This window comes from Gemmatimonadota bacterium (assembly GCA_016209965.1).
In the GTDB taxonomy this organism is placed as follows: domain Bacteria; phylum Gemmatimonadota; class Gemmatimonadetes; order Longimicrobiales; family RSA9; genus JACQVE01.
In genome coordinates this window covers 1-7,581 of the sequence record JACQVE010000031.1, presented here as the reverse complement: position 1 = coordinate 7,581, position 7,581 = coordinate 1, and the positions used below count along the sequence as shown (strand labels likewise).

The 7,581-nt window shown below is 71.7% G+C and carries 9 protein-coding genes; 7 read left to right on the top strand and 2 right to left on the bottom strand.

What is annotated here, in order from left to right; genetic code table 11:
* The 7 genes from glmS to HY703_01320 all read left to right on the top strand — a co-directional run.
* The coding region (glmS, locus tag HY703_01350; GenBank protein MBI4543824.1) for a glutamine--fructose-6-phosphate transaminase (isomerizing) at nucleotides 1–950 on the top strand (950 nt) is incomplete at its 5' end.
* 21 nt (nucleotides 951–971) lie between these two features.
* Nucleotides 972–1,412, top strand: coding sequence for a D-tyrosyl-tRNA(Tyr) deacylase (locus HY703_01345; GenBank protein ID MBI4543823.1), 441 nt, complete (start codon nucleotides 972–974; stop codon nucleotides 1,410–1,412).
* On the top strand, nucleotides 1,378–2,070 hold the full coding sequence (gene maf / locus HY703_01340) for a septum formation inhibitor Maf (GenBank protein ID MBI4543822.1): 693 nt from the start codon (nucleotides 1,378–1,380) through the stop codon (nucleotides 2,068–2,070). Before HY703_01345 ends, maf begins: the two co-directional genes overlap by 35 nt.
* Nucleotides 2,067–3,122, top strand: coding sequence for an S-methyl-5-thioribose-1-phosphate isomerase (gene mtnA, locus HY703_01335; protein ID MBI4543821.1), 1,056 nt, complete (start codon nucleotides 2,067–2,069; stop codon nucleotides 3,120–3,122). Before maf ends, mtnA begins: the two co-directional genes overlap by 4 nt.
* Entirely contained in the window at nucleotides 3,119–4,621 is a 1,503-nt protein-coding gene (glpK, locus tag HY703_01330) for a glycerol kinase GlpK (GenBank protein ID MBI4543820.1), read from the top strand. The genes mtnA and glpK overlap by 4 nt, the downstream gene beginning before the upstream one ends.
* The gene (locus HY703_01325) at nucleotides 4,611–5,123 is read left to right on the top strand and encodes a TIGR00725 family protein (GenBank protein MBI4543819.1); all 513 of its coding nucleotides are present in this window, start codon (nucleotides 4,611–4,613) and stop codon (nucleotides 5,121–5,123) included. The genes glpK and HY703_01325 overlap by 11 nt, the downstream gene beginning before the upstream one ends.
* 98 nt (nucleotides 5,124–5,221) lie before the next feature.
* The gene (locus HY703_01320; protein ID MBI4543818.1) at nucleotides 5,222–5,638 is read left to right on the top strand and encodes a hypothetical protein; all 417 of its coding nucleotides are present in this window, start codon (nucleotides 5,222–5,224) and stop codon (nucleotides 5,636–5,638) included.
* Nucleotides 5,639–5,889: 251 nt separating this feature from the next.
* Here the strand turns inward: HY703_01320 and HY703_01315 are convergent, their stop codons facing one another.
* Both HY703_01315 and HY703_01310 read right to left on the bottom strand, forming a co-directional pair.
* Nucleotides 5,890–6,990, bottom strand: a complete 1,101-nt coding sequence (locus HY703_01315; GenBank protein ID MBI4543817.1) for a hypothetical protein — start codon at nucleotides 6,988–6,990, stop codon at nucleotides 5,890–5,892.
* On the bottom strand, nucleotides 6,987–7,581 hold a 595-nt coding region (locus HY703_01310; GenBank protein ID MBI4543816.1), incomplete at its 5' end, for a hypothetical protein. The genes HY703_01315 and HY703_01310, both read right to left, overlap by 4 nt.

Genomic DNA, 7,581 nt, shown 5'->3' with positions numbered 1-7,581 from the left:
TCGAGAACATGGTCATCACGGCGTGCGGCACCTCCTGGCATGCCGCCCTGATCGGCGAGTACATGCTCGAGGAGGTGGCGCGCATCCCGGTCGAGGTCGAGTACGCCTCCGAGTTCCGCTACCGCAACCCGGTCGTGAACGAGAAGACGCTGGTGATCGTGATCAGCCAGTCGGGCGAGACGGCGGACAGCCTGGCGGCGCTGCGCGAGGCGAAACGGCGTGGCGCGCTGGTGCTGGGCATCGTGAATGTGGTGGGCTCGACGATTGCGCGGGAAGCCGATGGCGGCATCTACCTGCACGCGGGCCCCGAGATCGGCGTCGCCTCAACCAAGGCCTTCACCAGCCAGGTGGTCGCACTGGCGCTCTTCACCGTGCTGCTCGGGCGGCTGCGCAACCTGTCGCCAGGGGATGGGCGCGAGATCATTGCGGCACTCAGGCGCCTGCCCGAGCAGGTCGAGCAGGTGCTCGAGCTGAATGACGCGATCCGGGAGCTGGCCCGCATCTACAAGGGCGCCTCGAACTTCCTCTACCTGGGCCGCGGCGTGAACTTCCCGGCTGCGCTCGAGGGCGCGCTCAAGCTGAAGGAGATCAGCTACATCCACGCCGAGGGGCTGCCCGCGGCCGAGATGAAGCATGGCCCCATCGCGCTGATCGACGAGAACATGCCTGTGGTGGTGCTGGCACCGGCGGACGGCGTCTACAGCAAGGTGCTCACCAACATCGAGGAGGTGAAGGCGCGGGGCGGGCAGGTGATTGCCGTGGTCACGGATGGTAACGGCGAGCTGGCGGAGAAATTGGATCACCTGATCCCGATCCCCAGGACCATCGACATGCTGACGCCCGTGCTCTCGGCCGTGCCCCTCCAGCTCCTGGCCTACCACATGGCGGTCATGCGCGGGAGCGACGTCGACCAGCCGCGCAACCTGGCCAAATCCGTCACCGTCGAGTGAGGGCCGGCCGGGCGAAGTCGCGTGCGCCTCGTCTTGCAGCGCGTGTCCCGCGCCCGGGTAGTGATCGGGGGGCGCGTGGCCGGCCAGATCGGCCGCGGCTACCTGCTGCTCGCCGGCTTCCACGCCGGCGACGGGGAAGAGGCGCTGCGCTGGATGGCGGAGAAGGTCATTGCGCTCCGTCTCTTCCCGGACGCCGGGGGCAAGATGAACCTGGCACTCGAGGACGTGGCCGGTGACCTGCTGGTGGTGAGCCAGTTCACGCTGTACGCCGATGCGCGAAAGGGCCGGCGCCCCAGCTTCGTGGCCGCGGCCCCGCCGGAGATCGCGGTCCCGCTCTACCAGCGCTTCCTCGAGCTGCTGCGGGAGCGCGCGCCGGGGCGCGTGGAAAGCGGCGAGTTCGGCGCCATGATGGAGGTCGAGCTGGTGAATGACGGGCCGGTCACGCTCATCCTGGAACGCTGAGCCGCCGCGCCCCCGGCCTGCCCGGGAAACGGGCCTCGGGCGGCAGGCGGGTGCCCCCGGCGAGCACCCGCCTCTCGTGCTGGCCTCCGGCTCGCCCCGGCGCGCACAGCTCCTGGCGATGCTGGGCCTCCGCTTCGAGGTCGTCCCCGCGCAGGTGGACGAATCAATGCAGCCGGGCGAAGAACCGGCGCCGCACGTCGAGCGACTGGCGCGGGAAAAGACGGGCCTGATTGCTGCGCGGCGTCCTGAGGCACTGGTCGTGGGCAGCGATACTATCGTGGTCGTGAACGGCGAGGTGCTGGGCAAACCTCGCGACGACCAGGAGGCCCTCCGGATGCTGCTCCGGCTGCAGGGCCGGGAGCACCGCGTCGAGACCGGCATTGCCGTGGCCGCGCCGGGCGGGCGCATGGGCAGCGCCGTGGAGGGAGTTATGGTTCGATTCCGATCCTTCTCCCGGCAGACCGCGCGGGACTACGTGGCCACGGGCGAGCCCCGGGACAAGGCGGGCGCCTACGGCATCCAGGGGTACGGCGCGGCGCTCGTCGAGCGCATCGATGGCGACTTCTTTGCCGTCATGGGCCTGCCGGTCGCGCGCTTGATCTCCCTCTTCGAAGCCGTCGGCTGGCGGTACAACTTCCTGGGTTTGCGCCCGGTATGACTTCCTATCCAGAAGCGGTGCGCTGGGCCGATGATGGCCGCGCGCTGGACGTGCTGGACCAGACGCGGCTGCCGGAGGCGGAGGTACGGCTGCGGCTGGAGACGGCGGAGCAAGTTGCCGAGGCCATCCGCGCCATGCGCGTGCGGGGTGCGCCCGCCATTGGCATTGCGGCGGCCATGGGGCTGGCGCTCGAACTGGCGCGCCACACGGGCCTGGCACTGCCGGAATTCCGGCTGAAGCTCGAGCAAACCTGCGGGCTCCTGGCCGACACTCGCCCCACGGCGGTCAACCTGTTCTGGGCGCTCGAGCGGATGCGGCGCCTGGCGGCGTCGCTCGAGGATAGTTCACCGGGCGTGGTCGCCTGCCGGCTGCACGGCGAGGCCAGCGCGATCCTCCAGGAGGACCGTGCCATGTGCCGCCGCATCGGCCAGCACGGGCTGGCGCTGCTGCCGCCCGAGGGCGTCGTCGGCGTGCTCACGCATTGCAACGCGGGGGCGCTGGCCACGGGAGGCATGGGGACGGCGCTGGCGCCAGTTTACCTGGCCCGGGCGCAGGGCCGCGCCCTGCGGGTCTACGCCGGCGAGACGCGGCCCATGCTGCAGGGCAGCCGGCTGACCGTGTGGGAGCTGCAGCGCGCGGGCGTAGACGTGACGTTGGTGGCGGACACTGTGGCGGGCTTCCTAATGCAGCAGGGCAGGGTGAACCTGGTGCTGGTGGGAGCCGACCGGATCGCGGCTAACGGCGACGTCGTCAACAAGATCGGCACCTACCAGCTCGCGGTGCTGGCGCGGCACCACGGCATCCCCTTCTACGTGGCGGCGCCGACCAGCTCGGTGGACTGCGCGGTGCCGGAAGGGCGGGGCATCCCGATCGAGGAGCGAGATCCCGAGGAGGTGCGCCGCGGCTTTGGCCGGCTGACGGCGCCCGCGGATGCGCAGGTCTATGCCCCCGCCTTCGACCTTACGCCAGCCGAGCTGATCACGGCTATTGTTACGGACCGCGGCGTGCTGCGGCCGCCGTATGCCGCGGCGATCCGGGAGGCGCTCGAGTGATCCTGGCCATTGACCAGGGGACGACGGGCACGACCTGTCTGGTGATCGGGCGGCGCGGCGAGGTGGTGAGCCGCGCCTACTCCGAGTTCACGCAGTACTATCCAGCCGCCGGCTGGGTCGAGCACGACGCCGAGGAGATCTGGCAGGTCACGCTGCGCGTGGCGCGCGAGGCGCTGGCCGCGGCGCGGTCGGCGGCCGGCGGCGCTGCGGGCGAGATCGCGGGCATCGGCATCACCAATCAGCGGGAGACGACGGTGCTCTGGGAGCGGGCGACGGGGCTGCCCGTGCACCGCGCCATTGTCTGGCAGGACCGGCGCACGGCCGGCCGCTGCCGGGCGCTCAGGGAGGCGGGGCGCGAGACGTGGGCCCGGGAGCGTACCGGACTGGTGCTGGACCCCTACTTCTCGGCCACCAAGCTGGAGTGGTTGCTCGAGCAGGTGCCGGGCGCGCGGCCCCGCGCCGAGGCGGGCGAGCTGGCCGCCGGCACCATCGACAGTTGGCTGATCTGGAAGCTCACGGGTGGGCGCGTGCACGCGACCGACCCCACCAATGCCTCCCGCACGCTGCTCTACAACATTGACCGGCTGGACTGGGACGAGGAGCTGCTCGACCTGTTCGGCGTGCCGCGGATTGTGCTGCCGGAGGTACGGGCCTCGAGCGGCACGTTTGGCGAAACGGACCCCGAGCTGTTCGGCCGGCCGCTCCCGGTGGCCGGCGTGGCCGGGGACCAGCAGGCGGCGCTCTTCGGCCAGGGCTGCTGGGCGCCGGGGCTGGCCAAGAACACGTACGGTACAGGCGCGTTCCTCCTGCTCAACACGGGGCAGGAGCGGGTCGATTCCGGGCGCGGACTGCTGACGACCGTGGCCTGCGGGCCGCGCGGCGAGCCGGTCTACGCCCTGGAGGGCTCGATCTTCATTGCCGGCGCGGCCGTGCAATGGCTGCGCGACGCCTTGGGCGTGATCCAGCACGCACCAGAGACGGAGGCGCTGGCGCGCGGGCTGGCCTCCAATGACGGCGTCTACCTGGTTCCCGCCTTCGTAGGGCTGGGCGCGCCGCACTGGGAGCCGGAGGCCCGGGGCACCATAGTCGGCCTGACCCGCGGCACCGGTCGCGCGCACCTGGCGCGGGCCGCGCTGGAAGCCATGGCCTACGCCACCTGGGACGTGCTCGACGCCATGGCCGCCGACTCGGGAGTCGCCGCACGCGAACTGGCGGTGGACGGAGGCGCGGCGCAGAACGACTGGCTGATGCAGTTCCAGGCAGACATCCTGGGGCTGCCCGTGCACCGGCCGGCTACGGTCGAGACCACCGCGCTGGGCGCCGCCGGCCTGGCCGGCCTGGGCGTGGGCGTGTGGCCCGACGCGCCGGCGTTCCTGGCCGCGCGGGCCGAGCCCGCCCGCTTCCAGCCCACCATGGCGGCGGCCGACCGGGACGCGCTCCTCGCCGGCTGGCGGCGCGCCGTTGCCGCGGCGCGGGCCTGGGCCGCGCATGCCGGTTGAACAGCCGCTCCGCATTGCCGTGTGCGGCGGCGGCATTGCTACCGCCGAGGAATGCGCCCTGGCCGAAGCGGTCGGCCGGGGCATTGCCGCGGCAGGCGCAGTGCTGATCTGCGGCGGCCGGGGCGGCATCATGGAGGCGGCGGCGCGCGGGGCCACGGCCGCCGGCGGCCTGACCGTGGGCCTGCTGCCGGGCACGCGGGCCGGTGAGGCCAACCCCTACATTAGCCTGCCGCTGGCCACCGGTATGGGGGAGGGGCGGAATATCCTGGTCGTGCGCGCGGCGGAAGCAGTGATCGCCGTCGCGGGCGAGTGGGGCACGCTCTCCGAGGTAGCACTGGCCCGGAAGATCGACGTACCGGTAGTGCTGCTGCGCGCCGGACTGGCCGCGGGGCTGGGACTCGAGCAGGCGGAAACACCCGAGGATGCCGTGCAGCGCGCGCTGGAACACGCGCGCGCCCGGCGGGCGGCGGCTGCGCCCGCCCTCCAGCGCGCCGCACCCTGAGCCTTCGCATGCAGGGTGCGGACGGCAGGCCGGCCATCGTAAATACAGCCACGCGCCGAGGGCGCCCAGCCGCTCGACTGGCCCCCTGGGGGGAAACCATGCTGCAGCAACTCGTTCCGATCGTCCTCGGCCTGCGGCTGTCTCTGGGCAGTACGGCCCCGGCCACCCCACTCGAGCCGCCCGTCGGGCCGCCAGCAGCCGCGCCCAGCCGCTTCCCCGACTCGCGGCGTGCGAACCGGGAAAAGCCGGCGCCGCCCGAGCGCTGGTTCGCCGAGGACAAGCTCCAGCATTTCTTCATGTCGGCCGCGGTCACGAGCTTCGTCTTCGCCGCGGTCCGAACCGCGGGAGCGGAAGGGGACGCTGGTCTGGTGGCGGCCGGGGGAGCCGCCGCCGCGGCCGGGCTCTGGAAGGAGTGGCGGGACCGGCGCGCCGGCGAGCTTTTCAGTCTGAGGGACCTGGTGTGGGACGCGGCCGGCATCGGCGCAGCACTGGCGCTCGCGCGGGAAACGCGCTGAGGCCCATGGAGCTACTGGTCGTGATACTGCTCGTGGTCGGGGCGGCCGGCGCCGTGCTCTATCCCATCCTTCGACCGGGCGGGGGCGCAACACCTGTGGACGAATCAGAGCCGGAGGAAGCGCCAGAAGGTCGGGATCGCGGCAAGCAGCGTAGCAGCGCCATCTGCCGCCATTGCCGGATGGCCAACCCGCCAGGGAGCCGCTTCTGCGCGCGTTGCGGCCGGCCGCTCAGGCGGGCGCGGCCCTGACCGCTACTGCACGCGCCTCAACCGGATGACCGCTTCGAAGACGCCGGTGTCCTCGACCGTCTGGGTCGTGCCGTCTGCCAGGGTCACGGTGCGGCGGAAGGTCACGGTATTCGGCGGCATGCGCAGCGTCAGCGAGGTCCCGTCCGCCGTATAGCGCAGCGTCTTGCCCAGGAATCGTATGCTGGCCTTCTTCTCGTCGATATCCACGGGTACGGGCAGCGGCGGCCCCGTTTCGGTGCCGGTAACGATGCGGCTGGTCTCGAACTTCGAGCCAACCGCGTTCCCGGCACGGGCCCGCAGGTACCCCCAGGCCTCGATCGCGCCCTGCATGGTGTAGTTGTTCGAGTTGAAGATCAGCTCGCCCCGCGCGCTGTCCGGCAGGAAGGCCATCTGGTTCTCGAAATGGCTCTGCAGGTTGGGCGTGATGAGCACCGAGAGCATGGCGTCGGGGCCCTGCGTGCAGGAGCTGGCCGGGCCGCCGCAGCGCGCCCGGTAGGTGATCAGCGCACTCGCGCCTGCGGCCCCTGGCGGCGCCAGGCTGAAGATCGGGCCGCCCTTCGGCGGTGGGGCGCTGGCCGTGGGCCGGATCACGTCCTCGGCCACGCGCACGGCGACAGTGCCCAGCCGATCGATCGAGGTGCGCAGGATCCCGGCGTGGAGGTCGATGCTGGCGTCGTTCAGGCTGCTGGCCACGCCGCCTACGACCTGGACCCCGGCGAGGGCGAGCGCCTCGGCGTCCGAGAACTTGCCGGGATCGGCTCTCATGTCCAGTCTCGCCGCCGCGCCCAGTGCCTGGCCCTCCGGCATCAGCTTGAAGATCGTGCCGGCCAGGACCCGGCCGTCCACCTTCGCTCCTACATCTGACCCGCTCTGCGGCTGGACGGTAACCTGGGTGGAGGTTTGTACGGCGTTGGGCGGGATCTGCAGCGAGACGCCCGCAGGAGTGCTTACCGTGCCCCCCTGCTGGCTGATGGTGCGCACCACCGCCTCGCTCTGCGCCTCCTCCGCCACCGTGAAGGGCAGCTTCTGTTCCTCCTGTTCGCAGCCGGCGGCGCCGGCGCAAAGCGCGGCCAGGAACAACGCGGTCGGCGAGTTGCGCTTCATGGGCGGTCGTCCTCCGTAGAGTCCACGGCCTGCCGGGACACGTTCCGCTTCGGTGCGGCGGACTTTTCCTGCGGAACGGGCGCGGCACCACGGAGGGCGCCGGGCAGGACGCTCGCGTTGAAGGGGTTCGTCTCGTATGTCACGGTGTTCACGGGCGTGATCGTCGTGCCGCTCAGATCGAACACTGTCCAGTGGGTGCCCGCCTGGTTCGGCACCGTGTAGCGGGCCACGGGCACCCCGCGCCGGGAGACTTCCACCACGGCCCCGGAAGCACCCAGACGGCTGCTGGGGCTGCTCGGCGTGGCGCGACGGTCCGTGTAGTTGTGGACGGTGAAGCGGTAGGTGCCCGCGATCTGCCGCGTCAGCGTGATGGTCTCCGTTCCCCGGGTCTCGATGTCGCCGTCCAGGAACGCATACGGCGCCGCGTTGGGGCTGCCCTTGTCACCCCAGAAGACGTGGAACTGCCCGCCACCCTGCACCGGTCCCCGCTCGTGCGCGTCCAGGTCCAGCGCCGCGGTCCACGAGAGCAGGATGCGCAGCTCTTCCGGCCAGCGCGTGATCGTGACCAGCGCGGTGTCCGCGCGGACGCCC

Excerpts from the sequence above, each read along its gene's own strand:
- HY703_01315 (MBI4543817.1), bottom strand. The coding sequence starts at position 6,990 with ATGAAGCGCAACTCGCCGACCGCGTTGTTCCTGGCCGCGCTTTGCGCC.
- mtnA (MBI4543821.1), top strand. The coding sequence starts at position 2,067 with ATGACTTCCTATCCAGAAGCGGTGCGCTGGGCCGATGATGGCCGCGCG.
- HY703_01325 (MBI4543819.1), top strand. The coding sequence starts at position 4,611 with ATGCCGGTTGAACAGCCGCTCCGCATTGCCGTGTGCGGCGGCGGCATT.
- HY703_01320 (MBI4543818.1), top strand. The coding sequence starts at position 5,222 with ATGCTGCAGCAACTCGTTCCGATCGTCCTCGGCCTGCGGCTGTCTCTG.
- maf (MBI4543822.1), top strand. The coding sequence starts at position 1,378 with ATGACGGGCCGGTCACGCTCATCCTGGAACGCTGAGCCGCCGCGCCCC.